The 20,277-nt window shown below is 70.1% G+C and carries 23 protein-coding genes; 12 read left to right on the top strand and 11 right to left on the bottom strand.

Annotated features, from left to right (window positions below):
* Positions 1 to 110 precede the first annotated feature (110 nt).
* Entirely contained in the window at positions 111 to 842 is a 732-nt protein-coding gene (locus FHU36_RS19725; RefSeq protein ID WP_185085423.1) for an SDR family oxidoreductase, read from the top strand.
* A gap of 18 nt (positions 843 to 860) precedes the next feature.
* On the opposite strand, the gene FHU36_RS46415 is transcribed toward FHU36_RS19725, so the two are convergent.
* Positions 861 to 1,319 (bottom strand): Lrp/AsnC family transcriptional regulator, encoded by a 459-nt coding sequence (locus tag FHU36_RS46415; protein WP_185085422.1) that lies wholly within the window; start codon positions 1,317 to 1,319, stop codon positions 861 to 863.
* A 108-nt stretch (positions 1,320 to 1,427) separates the two neighbouring features.
* Here FHU36_RS46415 and FHU36_RS19715 point away from each other — a divergent pair, with 108 nt between their 5' ends.
* Positions 1,428 to 2,642, top strand: a complete 1,215-nt coding sequence (locus tag FHU36_RS19715; protein ID WP_185085421.1) for a M20/M25/M40 family metallo-hydrolase — start codon at positions 1,428 to 1,430, stop codon at positions 2,640 to 2,642.
* Positions 2,643 to 2,779: 137 nt separating this feature from the next.
* Positions 2,780 to 3,577 carry a class I SAM-dependent methyltransferase gene (locus FHU36_RS19710; RefSeq protein WP_185085420.1) on the top strand — a complete coding sequence of 266 codons (798 nt, stop codon included), beginning with the start codon at positions 2,780 to 2,782 and terminating at the stop codon, positions 3,575 to 3,577.
* Between the two features lie 27 nt (positions 3,578 to 3,604).
* On the opposite strand, the gene FHU36_RS19705 is transcribed toward FHU36_RS19710, so the two are convergent.
* On the bottom strand, positions 3,605 to 4,813 hold the full coding sequence (locus tag FHU36_RS19705; protein ID WP_185085419.1) for a helix-turn-helix domain-containing protein: 1,209 nt from the start codon (positions 4,811 to 4,813) through the stop codon (positions 3,605 to 3,607).
* 132 nt (positions 4,814 to 4,945) lie between these two features.
* On the opposite strand from FHU36_RS19705, the gene clpX reads away from it, so the two are divergent.
* On the top strand, positions 4,946 to 6,202 hold the full coding sequence (clpX, locus tag FHU36_RS19700) for an ATP-dependent Clp protease ATP-binding subunit ClpX (protein ID WP_185085418.1): 1,257 nt from the start codon (positions 4,946 to 4,948) through the stop codon (positions 6,200 to 6,202).
* 54 nt (positions 6,203 to 6,256) lie between these two features.
* On the opposite strand, the gene FHU36_RS19695 is transcribed toward clpX, so the two are convergent.
* A complete protein-coding gene (locus FHU36_RS19695) occupies positions 6,257 to 6,937 on the bottom strand; it encodes a methyltransferase (RefSeq protein ID WP_312891699.1) in 681 nt (226 codons plus the stop codon).
* A 164-nt stretch (positions 6,938 to 7,101) separates the two neighbouring features.
* On the opposite strand from FHU36_RS19695, the gene FHU36_RS19690 reads away from it, so the two are divergent.
* From FHU36_RS19690 to FHU36_RS19680, 4 genes are read left to right on the top strand one after another with little or no spacing between them, the layout of a single operon-like run.
* Positions 7,102 to 7,725, top strand: coding sequence for a hypothetical protein (locus tag FHU36_RS19690; protein WP_185085417.1), 624 nt, complete (start codon positions 7,102 to 7,104; stop codon positions 7,723 to 7,725).
* Positions 7,726 to 7,762: 37 nt separating this feature from the next.
* Complete coding sequence (locus tag FHU36_RS43605; RefSeq protein ID WP_221496458.1) at positions 7,763 to 8,260, top strand: site-specific integrase; 498 nt, start codon at positions 7,763 to 7,765, stop codon at positions 8,258 to 8,260.
* The gene (locus FHU36_RS43600) at positions 8,191 to 8,784 is read left to right on the top strand and encodes a tyrosine-type recombinase/integrase (RefSeq protein WP_221496457.1); all 594 of its coding nucleotides are present in this window, start codon (positions 8,191 to 8,193) and stop codon (positions 8,782 to 8,784) included. The genes FHU36_RS43605 and FHU36_RS43600 overlap by 70 nt, the downstream gene beginning before the upstream one ends.
* The gene (locus FHU36_RS19680; protein WP_185085416.1) at positions 8,784 to 10,607 is read left to right on the top strand and encodes a tyrosine-type recombinase/integrase; all 1,824 of its coding nucleotides are present in this window, start codon (positions 8,784 to 8,786) and stop codon (positions 10,605 to 10,607) included. The genes FHU36_RS43600 and FHU36_RS19680 overlap by 1 nt, the downstream gene beginning before the upstream one ends.
* Before the next feature lie 66 nt (positions 10,608 to 10,673).
* Here FHU36_RS19680 and FHU36_RS19675 read toward each other — a convergent pair whose 3' ends face one another.
* The gene (locus FHU36_RS19675; protein ID WP_221496456.1) at positions 10,674 to 11,222 is read right to left on the bottom strand and encodes a hypothetical protein; all 549 of its coding nucleotides are present in this window, start codon (positions 11,220 to 11,222) and stop codon (positions 10,674 to 10,676) included.
* Between the two features lie 13 nt (positions 11,223 to 11,235).
* A complete protein-coding gene (locus FHU36_RS19670; protein WP_221496455.1) occupies positions 11,236 to 11,532 on the bottom strand; it encodes a hypothetical protein in 297 nt (98 codons plus the stop codon).
* A gap of 90 nt (positions 11,533 to 11,622) precedes the next feature.
* On the opposite strand from FHU36_RS19670, the gene FHU36_RS19665 reads away from it, so the two are divergent.
* The 3 genes from FHU36_RS19665 (at position 11,623) to FHU36_RS19655 (ending at position 14,090) form a co-directional block, all read left to right on the top strand.
* A complete protein-coding gene (locus tag FHU36_RS19665) occupies positions 11,623 to 12,693 on the top strand; it encodes a Mu transposase domain-containing protein (RefSeq protein ID WP_185085414.1) in 1,071 nt (356 codons plus the stop codon).
* Positions 12,694 to 12,695: 2 nt separating this feature from the next.
* Positions 12,696 to 13,493 (top strand): IS21-like element helper ATPase IstB, encoded by a 798-nt coding sequence (istB, locus tag FHU36_RS19660; RefSeq protein WP_185085413.1) that lies wholly within the window; start codon positions 12,696 to 12,698, stop codon positions 13,491 to 13,493.
* A gap of 423 nt (positions 13,494 to 13,916) precedes the next feature.
* Complete coding sequence (locus FHU36_RS19655) at positions 13,917 to 14,090, top strand: endonuclease/exonuclease/phosphatase family protein (RefSeq protein ID WP_185085412.1); 174 nt, start codon at positions 13,917 to 13,919, stop codon at positions 14,088 to 14,090.
* Positions 14,091 to 14,140: 50 nt separating this feature from the next.
* Here the strand turns inward: FHU36_RS19655 and FHU36_RS19650 are convergent, their stop codons facing one another.
* The 4 genes from FHU36_RS19650 to FHU36_RS19635 all read right to left on the bottom strand — a co-directional run bounded on the left by FHU36_RS19650 (position 14,141) and on the right by FHU36_RS19635 (position 17,722).
* Positions 14,141 to 14,569, bottom strand: a complete 429-nt coding sequence (locus FHU36_RS19650; RefSeq protein ID WP_185085411.1) for a hypothetical protein — start codon at positions 14,567 to 14,569, stop codon at positions 14,141 to 14,143.
* 426 nt (positions 14,570 to 14,995) lie between these two features.
* Positions 14,996 to 15,481: a phospholipase A2 gene (locus FHU36_RS19645; RefSeq protein ID WP_185085410.1), complete on the bottom strand. Its 486-nt coding sequence runs from the start codon at positions 15,479 to 15,481 to the stop codon at positions 14,996 to 14,998.
* Positions 15,482 to 15,888: 407 nt separating this feature from the next.
* Positions 15,889 to 16,314 (bottom strand): hypothetical protein, encoded by a 426-nt coding sequence (locus FHU36_RS19640; RefSeq protein WP_246502505.1) that lies wholly within the window; start codon positions 16,312 to 16,314, stop codon positions 15,889 to 15,891.
* Between the two features lie 250 nt (positions 16,315 to 16,564).
* Positions 16,565 to 17,722, bottom strand: a complete 1,158-nt coding sequence (locus FHU36_RS19635) for a sensor histidine kinase (protein WP_185085409.1) — start codon at positions 17,720 to 17,722, stop codon at positions 16,565 to 16,567.
* 155 nt (positions 17,723 to 17,877) lie between these two features.
* Here FHU36_RS19635 and FHU36_RS19630 point away from each other — a divergent pair, with 155 nt between their 5' ends.
* On the top strand, positions 17,878 to 18,801 hold the full coding sequence (locus tag FHU36_RS19630; protein WP_185085408.1) for a site-specific integrase: 924 nt from the start codon (positions 17,878 to 17,880) through the stop codon (positions 18,799 to 18,801).
* A 26-nt stretch (positions 18,802 to 18,827) separates the two neighbouring features.
* Here FHU36_RS19630 and FHU36_RS19625 read toward each other — a convergent pair whose 3' ends face one another.
* On the bottom strand, positions 18,828 to 20,024 hold the full coding sequence (locus FHU36_RS19625) for a Cmx/CmrA family chloramphenicol efflux MFS transporter (RefSeq protein ID WP_185085407.1): 1,197 nt from the start codon (positions 20,022 to 20,024) through the stop codon (positions 18,828 to 18,830).
* The gene (locus tag FHU36_RS19620) at positions 20,021 to 20,269 is read right to left on the bottom strand and encodes a thioredoxin family protein (protein ID WP_185085406.1); all 249 of its coding nucleotides are present in this window, start codon (positions 20,267 to 20,269) and stop codon (positions 20,021 to 20,023) included. Before FHU36_RS19620 ends, FHU36_RS19625 begins: the two co-directional genes overlap by 4 nt.
* Positions 20,270 to 20,277: the final 8 nt, after the last annotated feature.

The following is a 20,277-nucleotide window of genomic DNA, read 5'->3' as shown; positions in this document are numbered from 1 at the left end:
TTCCGCAACGGGTGTCAGGGTGCGGTCGTACCGGAAGACGGCGGAAGAAGGGAAGCGGTGCTGTGACGACGACGGCGGGAACGACAGGTGCGGCAGCGGCGGGTTCGGGGATGAGGGCTGCGGTGGTGACGGGCGGCTCGCGCGGGATCGGGCGGGCCGTGGTGGAGCGGCTGGTGGGCGACGGTGCGACGGTCGTGTTCAGCTACACGGCCGATGAGCGGGCGGCCGAGGAGGTGGTCGCGTCCCTGGGCGGGCGGGCGACGGCCGTGCGGGCGGACGCGGCGGACGTGGAGCAGGTGGAGCGTCTGTTCGCCAGGGCTGATGAGGTGTTCGCCGCGGCGGGCGCCGGGCCGTTGTCGGCGCTGGTGAACAACGCGGGCGTCATCGCGCACGCGCCGATCGAGGAGGTGACGCCGCAGGTGTACGACCGGGTGATGGCCGTCAACGCCCGTGGCGCCTACTTCGCGCTGCGGGCCGCCGCGCGGCGGATGGCCGACGGCGGGCGGATCGTGAACATCTCGACCACGGGCACCGCCTGGCCCAGCCCGGGTGAGTCGGTGTACGCCGCGAGCAAGGCGGCGCTGGAGCAGCTCACCCGGGTCGCCTCGCGGGAGCTCGGGCGGCGTGGGATCACCGTCAACTGCGTCTCCCCCGGCGCGACCGACACCGACCTGCTGCGGGCGGGGGCGTCGCCGGAGGTGCTCGCGACCGTCGCCCACATGACGGCGCTGGGCCGGGTGGGGACGCCGGCCGACATCGCGGCGGTCGTGGCCCTGCTGCTGGGCCCGGACGCGGGCTGGTTGACGGGTCAGAACCTGTGTGCCGACGGGGGGCTCGTCTGAGGGGGCGGGCATCACTGTTCAGTCGAGCACCTTGATCTTCTTCATGGTCGGCTGGGAGATGACCCGGGCGACGCCCGGAATGCCGATGATCTTTCCGGTCTGGAACGCCTCGTAGGCGGCGTAGTCGGCGACGAGGACGCGCAGGTGGTAGTCGGGCGTGGCGAACAGGCGGCGGAACTCGACGACCTCGTCATAGGCGGCGATGGTCTTCTCCAGCTCCTCCAGGGTCTTCAGGTCGCTCACGCTGACCTCGATGGAGACGATGACCTCCAGGCCGCCGCCGAGCAGCTCGTGGTTGACGGTGGCCCGGTAGCCGCTGATGACGCCGGCCTCCTCCAGGCGCTTGACCCGGCGCAGGCACGGCGGCGGCGTGAGCCCCACGCGCCTCGCGAGCTCGACGTTGGTCAGCCGCCCATCCTGCTGGAGCTGGAACAAAATTTCTCTGTCGATCGCGTCAAGTGTGTATTCATTGCTCACTGGACGATTTTAGCGCCAGAATCGGAAACCATATGAGGAGGAAATCGACCTAGAATTTTACCAAGGTTGTTTCCGCTGCTCACGCGCGGTGCCAGAAGGGTGCAGATCTTGACGAATCGTGTCGCAGAGGTTGAGGCCTGGCTGGACGAGCGGGCCGAGGACATGGCCTGGCTGCTGGAACGTCTCGTGGCCGTCGACTCGGAGAACCCGCCCGGCCGCGCGCTCGGCCGCTGCGCCCGCGTGCTGCGCGAGGAGATGGACCGCCTCGGCCTGTCCCCCGAGATCATCGACGTCACCGGCGATCCCGGAGAGCTGGAGGAGCCGTGCGTCGTCCGGGGCAGCGCCGGCCGCGGCGACAAGCTCGTCTACTTCCACGGTCACTTCGACGTGGTGCCCGCCCAGGACCGCGCGCAGTTCACCGCCGAACGCCGCGGCGGCAGGATCATCGGCCGCGGCACGGCCGACATGAAGGGCGGCATCGTCAGCATGCTCTACGGCGCCGCGGCCGCCCGGGAACTGGGCCTGCTCGGCGACGGGCGCATCGTCGTGCACCTGGTGTGCGACGAGGAGACCGGCAGCGTCGTGGGCGCCGGGCACCTGCGCGCCGCCGGCCTGATCGACCCCGCCGCGCTGGCCATGCTCACCGCGGAGCCCAGCGGCGGCGGCATCTGGAACGCCGCCCGCGGCGCGATCTCGCTGCGCGTCGACGTCCAGGGGCGCGAGGCCCACGTCGGCCAGGCGAACCTGGGCGTCAACGCCTTCCAGCACATGCTGCACCTCGCCCGCCCCGTCGAGCGGTACGCCGCCGAGATGGCCGGTCGCCACACCGGCTTGCCGATGAGCCCCGGCGACGCTCCCGGCACCATGATCGTGGTGGGCGGCCTGTCCGGCGCCGGCTCCAACTTCAACGTCGTCCCCGGCTCGGCCTACTTCACCGTCGACGGCCGCTACAACCCCGAAGAGGACCTCGACGGCGAGCTCAAGCGCCTGGTCGGCCTCGTCGAGGACGCCGCCCGCCAGGTCGGCGCCGAGGTGTCGGTGCGCACCACCCAGGTGCAGCCCTCGGCCGGCACCGACCCCGGCCATCCCGCCGCGGCCGCGCTCGCCCGCGTCGTCGGCGAGGTCCGGGGTGGCCCGGCCCGGTTCGAGCTGTGTGCGGGCATCCTGGAGATCCGCTGGTACGCCCAGCTCGGCATCCCCGCGTTCGGTTACGGCCCCGGCCGCCTGGAGGTCTCCCACGGACCCGAGGAGTACGTCGAGGAGGCCGAGCTGCGCCGCTGCGCCGCCGTGTACGCCCTCTACGCGGGCGACATGCTGTCCTGACGCAGGGTGGTGGACGCGGCCCGGGAATCCCACGCTCGTGACACCGTGGTGCCGCTCCGAGCGTCTGGACCCCGGGCTTGCGATCCGAGCGGGATACGCAGGTGACAGCGGTGTTGCCGCACCGTCAGGATCGGATCATGTCACGCGATCTTCGGCTGCGCGCAACCTTCGACAAAGCGGCTGCCCTCTATCAAGACGCACGCCCCGACTACCCAGCCGAGCTGTATTCCGATCTGCTCGCGATCACGGGGCTCACGCCACCCGCGCGCCTGCTCGAAGTCGGCTGCGGTCCGGGGAAGGCCACGCTGCCCCTGGCGCGGACGGGCTTCCGGATCACCGCGATCGAACTCGGCACCGCCCTGGCGGCGCAGGCACGGCACCGCCTCACCGCATTCCCCGACGTTTCCGTGATCACGTCTGCATTCGAAGAGTGGAAGCCGCCGGCAGGTGCCCGCTTCGATCTCGTCTACGCGGCCACGGCCTGGAGGTGGGTGGACCCGGAGGTCAAGTACGCCAAAGCGGCGAAGCTGCTCCCCCAGGGCGGCCACTTGGCCGTGTGGAACGCCGACCACGCGTTTCCGGCGGACTTCGACCCGTTCTTCACCGACCTCCAAAAGGTCCTCGAGGAGATGGGCGAAGGCGGTGGCGGCCCGTGGCCACCGCCACCGCCCGAGGACCGGCCCGACCCCATCGCCGCCGAGTTCGATGCCTCTGGGCACTTCACGGTGGTCGGGACACGACGCTACGTGTGGGCTCTGCGCTACACGGCAGACGAATACATCGCTCTGCTCAGTACGTTCTCCGGCCACATCGCCATGAAGCCGGCCAAGAACGAACACCTCTTCCGGGAGATACGCCGCCGCCTCGCCGCGCGCCCCGACGGGCGGCTCACCCGCCACTGGTCGGTCATCCTCACGATCGGCCGACGCCTGTGAGGTGGGGAGCACACCGAAAACGCGGAGTCATTCCGGACCGATAGCGCTTCCGTCGTTCGCAACCACCTGACATTCGGCACGTCCGGCGTCGATCCCGGTGGCCGTCGCGGCGGCGTGGCAGGCGCCGAGGCCGTCGGCGCGGGCGACGATCCGGCCGCCCGCGACGCGGACGGCCACCTCCGTGCCGTCGCTGACGGCCGGCACGCCTGCGGCCGCCGCCAGGACGCCCGAGGGGTCGTGCACCACCTGCAGGCGCGGCCAGGCCGCCGGGGGGACGGCCTGGCGCAGGCAGTGGCGCAGGCCCGCGACCGCCAGCCGGGCCAGCGGCGCCAGCTCGTCCGCCTGCCCGGTGACCAGGACGGCGGTGACACGCGTGCCGGGCGGCGTCGCGCGTACGGCTTCCTCGGCGGCGGCGAGGCGGTGCAGCCCGAGGACCGCCACCACGCCGTCACCGGTGAGCAGCGCGGGCGCGCCGCGCGCCGCGTCCAGCGCGGGGGGCGGGTCCCACGCCTCGTCGGCGGGCAGGGCGGGGGTGACGGCGGTGGGTGCGTGCCAGGCGTCGTCCAGGTCGAGGTCGGCGAGCCGGCCGCAGGCGGTGACGACGTCGAACGGCTCGGCGAAGCCGGGCGCGGCGGCGGCCAACCGGCTCGCGCCGTGCAGCATGGTGAGCGCCGCCTGCGCGACCCGCACCATCCGCCCCCCTGCCGCCACGTCTCCGGGCCCGTACGAGGCGGCGGGCCCGTGCGGGGCGAGGTTTTCCAGGGCGAGGGCGAGCAGCAGCGCGTCGAGCCGGACGAGCTGGGCGAACGGGCGCCGGGTCAGTTCGTCGGAGACGATGACGGGCATCAGGTCCCTGCCGAGCCGGGCGTCGTCGTGGCGGTCGTCGGTGGCCAGCGGCAGCCGGGCGACCCAGGCGCGGGCGAACGCGGCCAGCGCGTCGCGCACGGTGCGGCCCGCCCCCGTGAACGCCTCGTCGAAACGCCCGCCGGAGGGGCTGCCGAAGGAGTCGCCGAGGAGGCCGCCGGAGGCGTCGGCGAGTTCGGCCAGGACGGCGAAGTAGAGGGCGCGCTTGCCGGGGAAGTTCGAGTAGACGGCGCCGCGGGTCAGCTCGGCGCGCTCGGCGATGCCGTCGACCCGGGCCGCGTCGAAGCCGTGCTCGGCGAACTCCTCGCGGGCGGCGGCCAGCACCCGGGCCCTGGTGCGCTGCTGCTGCTCCGCCCTGGTGAGCCGGCCCATGGTCCCCCCTCTGCGGCGTTTGCGGCGCCTGACGATCCAGGATACCGTGACAATCCAGATGTTGAGATCATCTGGCCTGGTCATCCGGTGGCGGGTGCGGGCTCGTACCGACCGTTGAGGAGACGCATCCGAGTGGCACGCACAGGCGGCGGCGACCTGCTGAGGTGCAGGTTCTGCGGCAAGGACCAGCAGCAGGTCCGCAAGCTCATCGCCGGGCCGGGCCGGATCTGCATCTGCGACGAGTGCGTGGGGCTGTGCAACGAGCTGATCGCCGAGGAGCTCGCGGCCGCCGAGCCCGCCCCGCGGCCGGTGCCCACGCCGCGCGAGATCCACGCCTTCCTCGACCAGTACGTCATCGGCCAGGACCACGCCAAGAAGGCCCTGTCGGTCGCGGTCTACAACCACTACAAGCGCATCGCCGCACCGCGCGAGGCCGGCGCGGTCGAGCTGGGCAAGTCCAACATCCTGCTGGCCGGCCCCACCGGCTCCGGCAAGACCTACCTGGCGCGGACGCTCGCCCGGCTGCTCGACGTGCCGTTCGCGATCGCCGACGCCACCGCCCTGACCGAGGCCGGCTATGTCGGCGAGGACGTCGAGAACATCCTGCTCAAGCTCATCCAGGCCGCCGACGGCGACATAGGCAAGGCCGAGACCGGCATCGTCTACATCGACGAGATCGACAAGATCGCCCGCAAGGGCGACAACCCGTCGATCACCCGTGACGTCTCCGGCGAGGGCGTCCAGCAGGCGCTGCTGAAGATCTTGGAGGGCACGGTGGCGCACGTGCCGCCGCAGGGTGGCCGCAAGCACCCCCAGCAGGACCTCCTGCAGATCGACACCACCGGCGTCCTGTTCATCGTCGGCGGCGCGTTCGCCGGTCTGGAACGGATCGTCGAGCAGCGCACCGCCCGCCGGGGCGCCGGGTTCGGCGCGACGCCGCGCACCCCGCGGGACGACGCGCTGGACGGGGTCATGCCGGGCGACCTGCTGGCCTACGGGCTCATCCCGGAGCTCGTCGGCCGCCTGCCTGTCGTGACGGCGCTCCAGCCGCTGGACCGGGCGGCGTTGGTGCGCATCCTCACCGAGCCGCGCAACGCCCTGACCAGGCAGTACCAGCGGTTGCTGGAGCTCGACGGGGTGGAGCTGGAGTTCGCCGAGGACGCCGTCGGCGCGATCGCCGACCAGGCGCTGCTGCGCCGCACCGGCGCCCGCGCCGCCCGCGCGATCCTCGAGGAGGTGCTGCTCAACGTCATGTACGAGGTGCCGAGCCGCGACGACGTGGCCCGTGTCGTGATCACCCGCGACACCGTGCTCGACAACGTCAACCCCACCCTGGTGCCACGCGGCCGGCCCGGCGACGAGCCGCACCATCGGGAGAAGACCGCATGAAGCGCCGCAGAGCGATGAGCCCCCAAAGGGTCGCCGGAGCTGCCTGAAGGGCGGTCACGTGCTGGTCAGCCGCCACAGCGACGTGACTTCCGCGGCGCGGGCCGTGTGGAGGACATCCCCGGTGTCCGTGGCCCGTGGGTGTCGCGGCCCGGTGTCGATCTTGCCCACCACACGAAGGCCCGCTGTCTCGATCAGGGTCAGCAACTGGTGGCGCGGCCTGAGTCCGAGGTGCTCGGCCAGGTCGGACAGAATGAGCCATCCTTCGCCACCTGGTCGAAGGTGAGCGGCGAGCCCGTTCAGGAAGCCGTGAAGCATGGTGCTGTCCGGATCGTAGACGCCGTGTTCGAGGGCTGAGGTCGGCCGGGCGGGAATCCAGGGTGGGTTGCAGACGATGAGGTCGGCGCGACCTTCGGGGAAGAGGCAGGGGCCCGTGACCTCGATTCGGGCAGCGAGGCCCAGCTGACGGACGTTGTCGCGGGCGCAGTCCAGCGCGCGTGGGCTGATGTCGGTGGCGGTGATGCGATCGACCCCTCGATGAGCCAGGACGGCGGCGAGTACTCCGGTCCCCGTGCCGAGGTCGAACGCGGTGCGGCCGCTGCGACGAAGTGGAGCATGGGCGACCAGGTCGATGTACTCCCCTCTGACAGGGGAGAAGACGCCGTAGTGGGGATGCACGCGAGCGTCGAGGAAGGGTATTTCAACGCCGTTGAGGCACCACTGGTGTGCCCCGATCACGCCCAGCAGCTCGTTGAGTGGCTATGTAGGTGAGGGCGGGTACCAGATGTCGGTCAGGTGAGGCTCCACCCATCTGAGCCGGAAAATGGTGTCGGTGAGTTTTGGTACCACGAATGTCCGGCTGCTGAGACGATCGGGGTGCTCCGCATAGCGAGGGGGCACCGATGGCCAACAAGGGGAAGGCCGAACTGTTCGCGGCGATCCGTCGGGACGCCCGGCTGGAAGGCATGTCGGCGCGGGCGCTGGCCCGCAAGTACGGCGTGCATCGGCGGACGGTGGCTCAGGCGCTGGCCTCGCCCTGGCCGCCGGAGCGGAAGAAGCCGCCACCGCGCCGGTCGCGGCTGGATCCCTACAAGCCGGTCATCGATGCGATGCTGCGGGCTGATCTGGACGCGCCGCGCAAGCAGCGGCACACCGTGGTCCGCATCTGGAACCGGCTGGTGGAGGAGCACCAGGCAGTGGAGGTCTCCTACCCGATGGTCCGCGATTACGTGCGGCAGCGGCGGGCGGAGATCCGGATGGAGGAAGGCCGCGGACCGGTGCCCGGCTTCATCGAGCAGTCCCACCGCCCAGGCGCCGAGGCCGAGGTGGATTTCGGCGACGTGTGGATCCGGCTGGCCGGCACGCTGACCCGCTGCTACCTGTTCTCCTTCCGCCTGTCGTGGTCGGGCAAGGCCGTTCATCGGATGTTCCTGACCTGCTCGCAGGAGGCGTTCTTTGAGGGCCACGTCCACGCTCTCACCCTGCTGGGCGGTTATGTGGGTGACATCACCTCCACGATCTCGTGAGTCAGGTCAAGATGGTCGTTCCCGTCGAGGAGCGGCCATGGTCTGGCAACCACAGCTGGTTCGGCGTGTCGACGCCGCCGGGAACCTTGAGCTGTCGCTGGGGCACGCCCTGGTGGACGGCTACTTGGCGTTCGTGGCGGCGCGCTGCCGCCCCAACACCGTGCTGGCCACCGCCTATGACCTGAAGGTCTTCTTCTCGGCGATCTCTAAGGAACCGGCTGACGTCGTAACGGCGGACATCTTCGCGTTCATCACCGCGCAGAAGGCACCGCGCCGCGGACCGAAGGTGGTCCGCCTGGAAGACGGCGAAGCGGGCTTGTCGGCGCGCACCATCAAGCGTCGGCTGTCCAGCGTCTCTGGGCTATTCGATACTTGGCGACCCGTGATGACCTGGCGATCCAGCGCAACCCGGTGCCGACTGGCCTGGCCAACCGGCGTCGTGGACAGCGGCGCGGATCGCCGCTGTTGCGCACGCCGCGCACCCTGCCGCGTGTCCTGGGGCCTGCCGAGGTCGAAGCGGTCCTTGACGCACTGAATACCAGGCGAGACCGGGCCATGGTGTTGGCCATGCTGCTCGGTGGTCTGCGCCGCTGTGAGGTCCTGGGTCTGCGGCTGGGTGACCTGTCACCGGGAGAGCGCCAGGTGTTCATCAGCGAGGGCAAGGGCGGGCACCAGCGGCTGATCCCCATCTCAGCGACGTTCTTCACCGCTGTTGGTGACTACCTGGATCAGGAGCGGCCTATCGTTGACCACGACCACCTGTTCGTCGTGCTGCGCGGCCCGACGCGTGGCCGGCCGCTGTCGGCCGACGGGTTGGATGAGATCCTCGACGGCGTCCGCAGGCGCACCGGGCTGCCCCGGCTCACCTGCCATCAGCTTCGCCATACCTGCCTGACCCGGCTGCGGGAGGCCGGGATGGCCCTGGAAGCGGTGCAGGCCCAGGCTGGACGCCGCTCGATCGAGTCCACCCGGATCTATCTCCACCTGGCCAACGCGTGGTTGGTGAAGCAGTACCTGGACGCCAGCGCCGCCATCGACGCCGACAGGACCAACCTCTGATGCCCCGGGCCACGGCCTTGCCGATCATCCGCCCCGACCTGGTGAAGTACTACCTTGCTCACCGGGCCGCGCAGGGCATGAACAACGATCACAAGGTTCGCTGGGGAGCACGCGCCCTGCTCGCCGCCGTCCCCGACCTGACGGCGTTTGACCGTCTGCCGCTGGAGCGACAGCTGGCCTTTCACCACGAGAGCCACAGGTTCGTCAGCTGGCTGGCCGTCACCGGGCACCTGCAGCCCGGAGCGGACTACCTGGTGGCCCGGCGGCCACGGCTGGGCATCGTGCTGGCCCGCACCAACCCGGAGTTGCACCTGCGGTTCATGGAGACCGCTCGCCTTCTCGGCTTTCGCGAGCCGCTGGCGATGGCCCAGTTCAATCTGCTCGCCCACCTGGTGGCCCTGGCCGGCAAGCCAGCTGATCAGCTCCGGCAGGCCGACTGGGACGAAGGACGGCGGCTGTTGCTGGAAGCCGCGCGCCGCATCCCCAACCGCGGGGTGAAGGCGCTGTCGACGTCGTTGTTCAACCTGGAGGCCACGCTCTTCCACTGCGGGCTGACCGACGACCTGCCACGTCGGCGCTCACCCAACCGTGGCGATGTCCGGGCTCGGCAATGGTCGACCGTCCCGGCCACGATGGCAGCGACGATGCACCGCTACGTGGAGCAGATCAGCGGGACCTTGCGATCGAGCACCGTGAAGAACGCCGAGCTGACTCTGCGCGAGTTCGCGCTGCTCATCACGGCCGAGGATCCAACGGTGAGCTGCGTGGCCGAGCTGCAGCGTCGACACGTCGAACGCTACAAGGGCTGGCTGCTGGAGCGACCGGCCGCGCGCGGCGGTCCGCTGCACCGGCACACGGTCCGCGATCGGCTGGGCACGCTGCGGACCTTCCTGCGGCGCCTGGATGAGTGGGATGCCGACGATCGCCCCGCTCGACAGCTGGTCTTCGACAGCGACATGCCCATCGCCGATGAGCCACTCCCGCGGTTCCTCGACGACGCCGCAGCCGCCAAGCTCCTGGCCGCCGCCAGGCAAGATCCCGACCCATTCGCGCGGCTGGCGATTGAGATCCTGGCCCGCACCGGGATGCGCCGCAGCGAGATGCTCGGTCTCACCATTGACGCCGTGGTCCAGATCGGCTCGGCCTACTGGCTACGGGTTCCGGTGGGCAAGATGCACACCGACCGCTACGTTCCCCTGCATCCCCAGCTCAAGGCGCTGCTGGACGACTGGCTGCAGCACCGGCCCGAAGGGTTGCGCTCGGACCTGCTGTTCACCGACCACGGCAGCCCAGTCAATGCCTCCCGCATCGAGGCAGCTGTCCGCAACGCCGCCGACCGCGCAGGCCTGGGCCGAGTCACCCCGCACCAGCTCCGGCACACGCTCGCCACCCAGGCGATCAACCGGGGCATGTCGCTAGAGGCCATCGCCGCGCTACTTGGGCACCGTTCTCTGTCCATGACTCGCGTCTATGCCCGCATCGCCGATCGGGCCGTCGCCGACGAGTACTTCGCGGTCACCGAGAAGGTCGAGGCCCTCTACGACGCCCCGCGCCAGCTCCCCGCCGACGCCGAGGGCAGCGAGATGGCCAAGCTCCGCCGGGAGATGCACCGCCGGATGCTCGGCAACGGCTACTGCGCCCGTCCAGTCGAGATGGACTGCCACTTCGAGTCCATCTGCGAGTCCTGCACCTTCTTCGTCACCACCATCGAGTTTCGGCCCACCCTCGAACGTCAACGCGACGACGCCGCGGCCAAGGGGCAAGTCGCCCGCGAACAGATCTTCAATGGCCTGCTCAATCGACTCGACGGACAGGCGTCGTGACCGAACGCACAGTCTGCCGGATGCTGACCGCATCATCTAATGATCAAAAGGCGGCAGGGGCCGCGACTACCGAGCGTGTTCCCTCTTTGCGCGCAGCCACGCTTCCTCGAACTCATCTCGGCTGATCTCCATCTCCACCAGCTCAGGATCGAAGCGATCCACGACAGGCGGGTTGAAGGGCCAATCGTTTGGATCGCTCTTGATCGCGGTGCCGTCGTCGACCTGTTCCACCTGACGGAGCCGGCGACCATCAGATCCGATCTCCATCAGATAGGTCGCCGGGTCCACGCCGTCGTCGCCATCCCAACGGCGCCGCAGATAGAGAACAGACCTGTCCACGAACACGCCGAAGCCGGGCAGAGCACGCTGAGCGTCACGCTTTGCCCGCAGGTCATCCAAGCCTCCGGGCATCGTGGGAGAGTCGATATCGACCTCGGCCAGATCCCATCCCTCAGCCTGGTCAACAGCCTGCGGACTGTCGATGACCTCCACTTCCGCGAACGTCTCCAAAACCTCCCGGGCCGATCTCGCATGGACCCACCACCACACCCCGCCCATGCCATAGTCATGCAGGACAAGGAAACGCTTCTTGGGCTCAGCCTCAGCATCGGTCACAGCCAACCAGCTCCTACTCCTCGGCGAACGGTTCGTCGCTCCAACGGAACCACGCCTCACCGTCCTGAACGTGGAGCAGGAACTCTGCCACTGGCCCATGAGGCGCTACCAGGCGCACCGCCCGCGTGATCTTGCCATAGATCGTTTCCCACCGCTCATAGTCCTCGTCAAGGGTGTCGAGCAGCACCATCTCCTGCTGGAACAGCGGTTCCAAATCAGGGAACGCAGGCCCGGCAACGAACCGACCGCTGAGCCACGGCCCATCCGCGTCCTCGATTGTGATTTCACCGACCAACTCGTCCTGACGCATCAAACGCCACACCTCGCCACGCGAGCTCACCGCCGCTCCCGCCCTTCCCCTGCTGCGAAGTCTTGACAACAAGACCCGCATATTAGAGGCGTGCCGGCCGGCAAGGTGCGCTATGACAACCTGCGGCCCGCGGTGGCCAAGGTGCTCGGCTTCAACCGCTCGCGGGTGGAGAACGAACGCTGGGTCATCTTCCGCTCCTTCTACGGGATCGAGCCTTTCTACTGCCGCCGAGGCAAGGAGGGCGCGCACGAAAAGGGCGGCGTGGAGGGTCAGATTGGCTACTTCCGTCGCAACCATTTGGTGCCCGTCCCTGATGTGGCCACCATCGATGAGCTCAACGCCATGATCGACCGGTGGGACGTGGAGGACGAGGTGCGGCGGATCCGCTCCCGGCCCCAGAGCATCGGTGAGCGGTTCGCGATCGAAGCCCCGTTGCTGCGGCCGCTGCCGACCGAACGGTTCGAGACGGGACGGCTGTTCACCCCGCGGGTGGACCGCTACAGCGTGATCGTGGTGCGCACCAACCGCTACTCGGTGCCCGCCCGGCTGATCGGGCAAGCGGTGCGGGTGATGCTGCACGTTTCACACCTGGTGGTCTACCACAAGGGGCAGGAGGTGGCCCGGCACGAACGGCTGATCGCCAAGGGCGGCTCGCGGCTGGAGCTGGACCACTACCTGGAGATCCTGCTGAAGAAGCCCGGCGCCCTGCCCGGCTCCACCGCGTTGGAGCAGGCGCGCCGCTCGGGCAAGTTCACCCGTGAGCACGAGGCGTGGTGGGCCGCTGCCCGCCGGGCGCACGGCGAGGCCGAGGGCACCCGCGCGCTGATCGAGGTGCTGCTGTTGCACCGCCACATGGCTCACGAGCATGTGGCGGCGGGGATCGCCGCGGCGCTGCGGGTGGGCGCGTGGACCGCGGACGCCGTCGCTTTGGAGGCCCGTAAAGTCGCCCAGCTCGACTCCGAGCCCGGCTCGCCGCCGCCCGCACGCTCGCCGGCGCTGGCCTGGCTGGATGAACCGGGGGTGGTGTCGTTGACCGAACGCCGCATGTCCGCGCTGCCACCCGACACCCGGCCGCTGCCCTCGGTGGCCATCTACGACCAGCTGCTGCGCCGACCCGCGGCAGGCAGCCCTTCGCCCTCCGGTGAGGAAGGAAGGCCCTGACCATGACTGTTCCCCGTCATCGTGGTCTGACCGAGCAGGCCGCCGACGCCGCCGTGGACCAGGCCTGCAAGATGCTGCGCCTGCCCACCATCCGACAGAGCTACGCCGAGACCGCCCAGCGGGCCACCCGCGAGCAGATGTCCTACCTGGGTTTCCTGGCCGACCTGCTGCTGGCCGAATGCGACGACCGCGCCCGCCGTCGCTCCGAACGCCGCATCAAGGCCGCGGGCTTTCCGAGGCAGAAATCGCTGCGCGAGTTCGACTTCGAGGCCAACCCCAATATCGACCCCGCGATGATCCATAGCCTGGCCACCAGCGACTGGGTCCGCAAGGGCATTCCGCTGTGTCTGATCGGCGACTCGGGCACCGGCAAGTCGCACCTGCTCATCGCGCTGGGCACCGAAGCGGCCATGGCCGGGCACCGGGTCAAGTACACCCTGGCCGCCAAACTGGTCAACGAGCTGGTCGAGGCCGCCGACGAGAAGATGCTCACCAAGACCATCGCCCGCTACAGCCGCGTCGAGCTGCTCTGCCTTGACGAACTGGGCTACATGGAGCTAGACCGGCGGGGTGCCGAACTGCTCTTCCAAGTGATCACCGAACGGGACGAGCGGGCTTCCATCGCGATCGCCTCAAATGAGTCGTTTTCGGGATGTACCAAGACATTTAGCGACCCGCGGTTGTGCGCGGCGATCGTCGATCGGCTCACCTACGGCGGCAACATCATCGAGACCGGAACCGTGTCCTACCGCTATACCCAGACCCAGGCCGTCAAGTCTGCCCAGCAGGCTCCCAGCTGACCTCCGGCGTGCTCTTCCCGATAGCCGCCAAATCCGTCGGCCGCAGGAGCAGGTCAAGGTGGAGCGCCCGCAGCGCAGCGAGGACGACCGACCTTGACCTGCGACGAGGACCGACCATCATTCCGGCGGCGGGAAGCACACGGCCAAAGGCCCCGAGCTCCGGGGCTATCTGCCGGGATCTCCAGCGCTGTATGGCCGTGGGACGGCCGTGTTGATCGGCTCGGATTGTCAGGCTGAATCCAAGGGCCCAGCAGACATACGTCAAGAAACTCGGATGCGGACTCTATTCTGACGCTATTCGCCTGCGGCGTTGGATGCGGGTTGGGGTCTACCCTTGCCGGACAGGCCACGAGCGAGGGGCATTTGCAGGGCGGCGGCCGATGACGCTGTCTGGGCTGGCGGGGGCTGCTTGACGCCTGGGACGTGGCCGGTGCGGGCGACGGCTTCCCCTACAGCGTGAGCAGGCCGTACCAGCGCATCGACTACGTCATGACCTCTCGCGACATCAAAACGACCTCGGTGGCCGTCATCGGCACCGAGGCCTCCGACCACTTCCCCATCGCGGCCAACCTCGAACTCCCCCACCCCTCGCCCTGACCGCTCGGCGCCCGCCGTCTCTCGCGACAGCGGGCGCCGAGCGGTCCGGATCAGATGACGCCGCTCTGCCCGACGCAGCTCGTGACACCCTTCCTACCGGCCAACTTCACGAAGACCCGATGCGCCATAGGCCGCGTCGCCGGGATGTCCTTGTGGCCGGTATTGCCGGTGATCACGACCGACTTGAACGCGACGTCCGGAAGGCCGCCCCGGTCCTGGACGAGGCTGACCTTGACGTTGGTGGGGCCGCCGGAGGCCGTCCAGAAGACCTTGCGGAAGCGGTGCGCACCCAACCCGTTGACATAGGTGACGGTCACCTTCAGCTTGTAGGACCCCTTCGAACAGGTCGCGACGAGGGCCAAGTCTGCCGACGTGGTCACCGACGCCGCCGGCGCGGACGCCGAGGCCGACGCAGGCGCGCCCATCATGGCCACGGCCCCCATGGCCCCGACGACGACCGCGTTACGCATGATCTTCATATGGTTCCCTCCGTTGATTTCCCGTCGAGGTGAGACCATACGGAGACGCGGTATAGCGGAGGTATGTCCCAATCAGACCACTCGGAGCGCGCTAGTGGGACGCTAGGTTTTCCACGACCAAGCAGCCGACGACCAAAGTCCGCACGGCTGCTGGCCGAACCGCACTGTGTCCAAGGGATCTGTCGCCCTGACTCAACCCTTGATCCATGCTCCTTCTCGGCGTGCACCAGAACCCGCCCGACAGAAGGAGCATCATGAAGAAGCTGCTCAAGACCGCGGTGCGATCATGTGGGCGATGGAGATCGCCTCGTCACCGGTGTTTACCTGGCCGATGTGCTCGTTGATGATCTTGCCGCCCGGGCACCGGGATGCGGGTCGGGGCCTCAATCTTTCTCACCACGGAGCTCAGTCCGCCATGTGGCCCTCCTACGTGGCTGCCCTGACCGCGCCGTAGAACGCCGCCGCGGCCACCCGGCAGGACGCCTTCTTCGTGCCGGAGAACTTCACACACACGTTGCCCATGTCGAAGAGGAACGCGTCGTCGACGGGCTTCTTGTAGGTGTTACGCCACTTGCTGGAGCTCACCAGCGCCTTGACGTTGCGGTAGCCGAAGTCGTGGCGATCGCAGGGAATCTTGAAGACGCCCTTCCAGTATTCAGAGTTTCCGATCTTCTTGGGCACCGAGCAGCCGTCGGTGTTCCAGTTGAACTTGTACTCCTTGACCTGCGGGGTGTCCTTGTTGATTTTGAACCGGGCCCACGCGTTGTAGCTGGCCTTGGTGTTCTTCGTCAGGGTCAGCGCCATCGCCAGGCGCTGCGCCTTGGTCTTGTCGAGCGCGGTCGCCTGTGCGGGAGCGGCCAGCATGGCACCCGCCGCCAGGACGGCGGCGGACAGGGCCAGTGCCTTTTTCATGGTGACTCTTTTCTCTGGGGAGGAACAGCGGGAAAAGAGTCGCAGCACCGCGTCGGGGGCGCACCAAAACATAGCGCCGCGGACCCGGGAACATACCCCGGGCATACCCGGGGCGTGTCACATCGGGCGGGTCTGGCCCGTCCACCTTGTCCCCCGCTTCGTACGGCGGGGACGTGAACGGTCTTGAACGCACCGTCTCCCTGCGCGCCACCGCAGATCGCAGTCATGGACCCGTTGACCAGCTCAGGGGGGAGATTCGTTCCTGTCCGACAACCCTGCTGCTGCTCGCGCCAGCACGAACCCGGCCAACCAGACTGGTACCAAAACTCGCCTTCAGATCATGGGCGGTCGATCACCAAGTGGAGCCAAAAGAGGCCGACGCTTGGTCCCCGAACTCACCGACGAAATCAGTTGAGGGAGACCGCCGTCGGCTCGTGGGGGGGGCCGTAGGCCTCGGTGCATGCTTGACGCACATCCGGAGCTCGGCGCAGGCCCAGGGCGTGGGTGTCATCCAGCAGGACGACCAGCCTGCCGAGGACACGTGCACGGTCGCCGCGGGCACGGCGGTGAAGACGGAAGGTCTCTTGAGCGTTGTTTCCTGATGGGAGAGGTTTGCGGTCCATGCGGCGACTCATCGCCCGCAGGAGTTGCCGTGCGTTGTGGAAGTCGCCCCGCCACAGCAACGCCGTGCCCTCGCAGGCGAGGCGGTAGGCGGTGTAGGCCTTCATGCGGTCGTCCGCGACGGTGATCCGCCTGGGCGGCGGGGAAGCGTTCTCGGAATGCCAGCGGGCGGATCGGACGGTGTGGGCTTCGGTCCAGTGGATCGTGGACACCACGTACTCCTCGTGGTCGAACGTGCAGATGACACGAAGAGCACTTCGACGAGGAACGCGGAAACTCGCCCGTGCTGCCGCACGGAAGTCAAAGAGCAGGAAGGGCTACCGCTCCCGCGTCGAAGCGCGAGAGGAGGTGTCGCCGAGAACCATGCCGAGCGTCACGATCAGCCCTTTCGAGGAGACGGCCTATGAGGGTTGCACAGCGCTCTGGAACAGGCAAACGCGGCGTCCACGTACGCCCTCGCCATCAGCCCGGCGGGGTGAGGCGGGCACTCAGCTCGAAGCCGCCCTGCGGCAGCGGCCCCGCCTCGACATGGCCGCCCGCCCGGGCCAGGCGTTCGGCCAGCCCGCGCAGCCCGCTCCCGCCGCCCGCCGGGGTCCGCGTCCCGGGGCGCGCCGTGTCGCCGCGGCCGTCGCCCGCCGGGCCCGGCTGGTGGGCCTGCGTCCGGCCGTCGTCGCGGACGGTCACCGAGTCCGGGCCGATCTCGATCTCCACGCGGGTGGCGCCGCTGTGCCGGATCACGTTCGTGACGCCCTCGCGCACCACCCAGCCCAGCAGCACCTCCCCCTCCCCTTCCGGCGCCGGGCCCGCCTGCCGCATGACGGCCTCGATGCCGGCGGTCGCCAGCGCGTCGCGGGCGCGGGCCAGCTCGCCGGCCAGATCGGCGCGGCGGTAGCCGGTGACCGCTTCGCGGACCTCGCTCAGCGCCTGCCGGCCCACCGTCTCGATGTCGCCGGCCTGGCGTTCGGCCTGCGCGGGGTCGCGCCGGGCCAGCCGCCGCACCGCCTCGGCCTTGACCACGATGACCGAGAGGGTGTGGCCCAGCAGGTCGTGCAGGTCACGGGCGAAGCGCAACCGTTCCTCGGCGACCGCCGCCTCGGCCAGCAGCCGGCGCGTCCGGCGCAGCTCGCCGATGACGGCGTACAGGTGCAGCATGCCGGCCACGACCAGGCCCATGCTGAACGTCCCCCACGAGAACGCCATGACCAGCTCGACGGAGGCGCCGCGCGCCCACACCGTCGCGGCCGTCACCACGGTCAGCGCCGCCAGGACGATCCGCACGGCCCTGCCGTACAGGGCGATCCCGCACGCCACGCCCGTCAGCGGGAACAGGTAGCGCCAGCTCCCACCGTACGAGGCCGCCATGGCCGTCACCACCACGGCCAGCGCCGCGAGCATCACCCAGGCCGGGCGGGGGCGGTGGCGGAAGGTCAGCAGGACCACGCCGGCGTACAGGGCGCAGACCACGGCCAGGCCGGCCCACGACAACCAGGCGGGCCGCATGGTGCCGTCGGCTGTCTCGGCCACGACTCCGATGCCGAGCAGGGCGAAGAGCATGAACCCGGTGGTGCCGGGCGGCCGGGGCGGCTTGCCGTCGAGCGGCGTCAGATGAGCGGGCAACACCTCCCCCACGTTAGGCCCGGCCCCGCCGCGCTGGGGCCGGTGGGAGGGGTGGGCGGGGCGGACTTGGCGGGCGGGGACGAGCGCGCCCCCGCTCCGTGAGAAGATCAACCATTATGACCGGTCTCCCAGGCGCAGGCCGCCGTGGTCTTCCAGAGGTGCGGGCGACGAGCGACCCCCTGGTCAGGGTCACCGGCATCGGGCAGGTCGCCGGGCTGCGGCCGCGCCGCCGGCCCGGCGACGGCGGCGAGGTGAGCGGCGCCGACGTCGACGTGGTCGACGCGCTGGACCCGCTCGGGCGGCGCACGGTGACCGGATGGCTGCTCGACACCCCCTCCCCCACCATGCGGCGGGGCCGCCTGCGGGTGCTGGCCTCGTTCGTGCGCTGGCTGCGCGCCGCCGAGCCGGGCCGGGCCCTGCTGGCCGTCACCGGGGCGCAGGTGGAGCGCTACTGTGCCGCGGCGCTCGGCGGTGAGCTGCCCGGTGGTCCGGGCGTGTCCGGCAAGCCGCTGGCCAACGTCACGGTGGCCAGGAGACGTGCCGCTCTGGAGGCGTTCTACGGGTACGCCTGGCGGCACGGCGCGCTGCTGGCAAGCTGCGACGCGCCGGAGGGCGTGGGGGCGCTCACCCGGGACGAGCGGCGGCTGTTGCGGCGGGGCGTGGCGTGCCTGGCCGCCGACGGCCGGGCGGCGGAGGCGGCGGCGGTCGCCCTGCTGGAGGCGACGGGGGCGTGCGTGGACGCGCTGGCGGGCCTGACCGCGCGTGACCTGTGCACGGTCGCCGACGGCGCCGGCGGCGGCAGCGCCGTCGTCGTCCTGCAGACCGGCCGTGACGACATCGCCGCCTTCCCCGTGCCCGCCCCGGCCCGCGCGCTGCTGCGGACGCTGTGCCAGGAGCGCGACGCCGACGAGCCGCTGCTTCGCCGTGACGACGGCGGGCCGGTGGACCTCGCCTGGGTCGGCGCCGCGCTCATCCGGGCCGCCCTGTCGGGAGGCGTGCCCGAGGAGCGGGCGAGCCGGTTGCATCCGCGCTTGCTGCGCGCCGCCACCCTGCGGCGCTCCGGCGACGACCCGGGCTCCTGAGCGGTTCGCGGGCTTGCGCCACGCTCTCAGGCCCGCCGACGCGACAACCTCCGATCGAGCAGGACGGGCACGGTCGTGATCGCGGCCAGACCCGCACCGAGCCACGGGATGGCGGTGATCCCCGCTCCGGCATCGAGCGCGGCGGCCGCTGCCACGGGAACGAGGCTGATGCCGAGTTGGAAGGCGGAGACGGTGGTGGCCCCGGCGAGCGTGGGCGCCTGGGACGCGATGGCGAACACGCGCCCGTAGATGGCCGGGTTCAGCACGAATCCGGCGACGCCGAGAAGCAGGACCAGAGGGACGACGGCCAGCGCGTGCCGGGCGAGTACAGCGAGCAGGGCGGAACAGGCCGCGATCCCGAGCGCCCCGGCCAGGAGCGCGTGGGTGGGCAGTTTGTCGGCGATTCTGCCCCCGATGGACAGGCCGATGAAGGCCCCGACGCCGAACAGGGTCAGGATCGCCGGAACCCAGATCTCGGGTATCCGGGTGACGCCGGTCAGGAACGGCGCCAGGTAGTTGAACGAGATCATGTAGGCGGCGGTGCTCAGCAGGGTGACGGCGTAGACCACCCACACCTGGGGCCGCCTCATCGTGCGAAGCTCGCCGCGCACGCTCGGCTGGCCGCGCACGCTCGTGGCGGGCAGCGCCACGAGCGTCAAGACGGCGCCGGCGACGGTGAGGACGGCCACGGCCCAGAAGCCACCACGCCACCCGGTGAAGTAGCTGAGCAGCGCGCCGGCCGGGCCACCGGCGATCATCGCGAGGCTGAGCCCGCTGACGACGACGCCGGAGGCGCGGGCGGTACGGTCGGGCGGGACCAGGCTGATCGCGGTGACCGCCGCGACCGCCCAGAACCCCGCGTAGGCCAGACCGCAGAGGAAGCGCGTGGCCAGGAGCACCGCGTAGCTGTCCGTGAGGATGCCGATCGCCACGCAGGCGGCGAAGGCCGCCTGGGTGGCGACGAGCGTCGTCCGCCGTGGCCAGCGCAGGGTCATGATGGCCAGGGGCGGCCCGCCGACGACGACGCCGGCGGCGAACGCCGAGATCAGCGCTCCGGCGGAGGACAGCGTGATGCGCAGGTCCTCGGCGACGGCCGGCAGGACCCCGGCGAGCAGGAACTCCGCGCTGCCCATCGCGAACAGGCTGAAGGACAGCAGGTAGACCCCCAGAGGCAGTCTGCCGCGGGTGGCCGGTGCCTTTCGGATCGTGGCCTCGGCGCTCACCGGTCCACACCGCCGTCACGCAGGATCGTGGTGTGCTTGTGGTCCAGCACGTGCTGGGGAGCCGCGCCCGGCCACGAGCCGGAGCGGTCGGCGGCCAGGCTCTCCCCGATCGGGGTGACCATCGGGCACGGACGGCACCGGGTGGCCCGGAACTGGATCAGGACGGGCCGTCTCGCCTGGTTGACGCGCTTGGCGAAGGTCTGCTCGGTGGCGCTGTCCACCGAGCCTGGAGCGTGCGCGGGCATGGGTGAGT

The organism is Nonomuraea muscovyensis (genome assembly GCF_014207745.1).
GTDB lineage: Bacteria > Actinomycetota > Actinomycetes > Streptosporangiales > Streptosporangiaceae > Nonomuraea > Nonomuraea muscovyensis.
The sequence above is the reverse complement of the archived record's forward strand: the minus strand, read 5'-3'. Positions and strand labels throughout refer to the sequence as shown.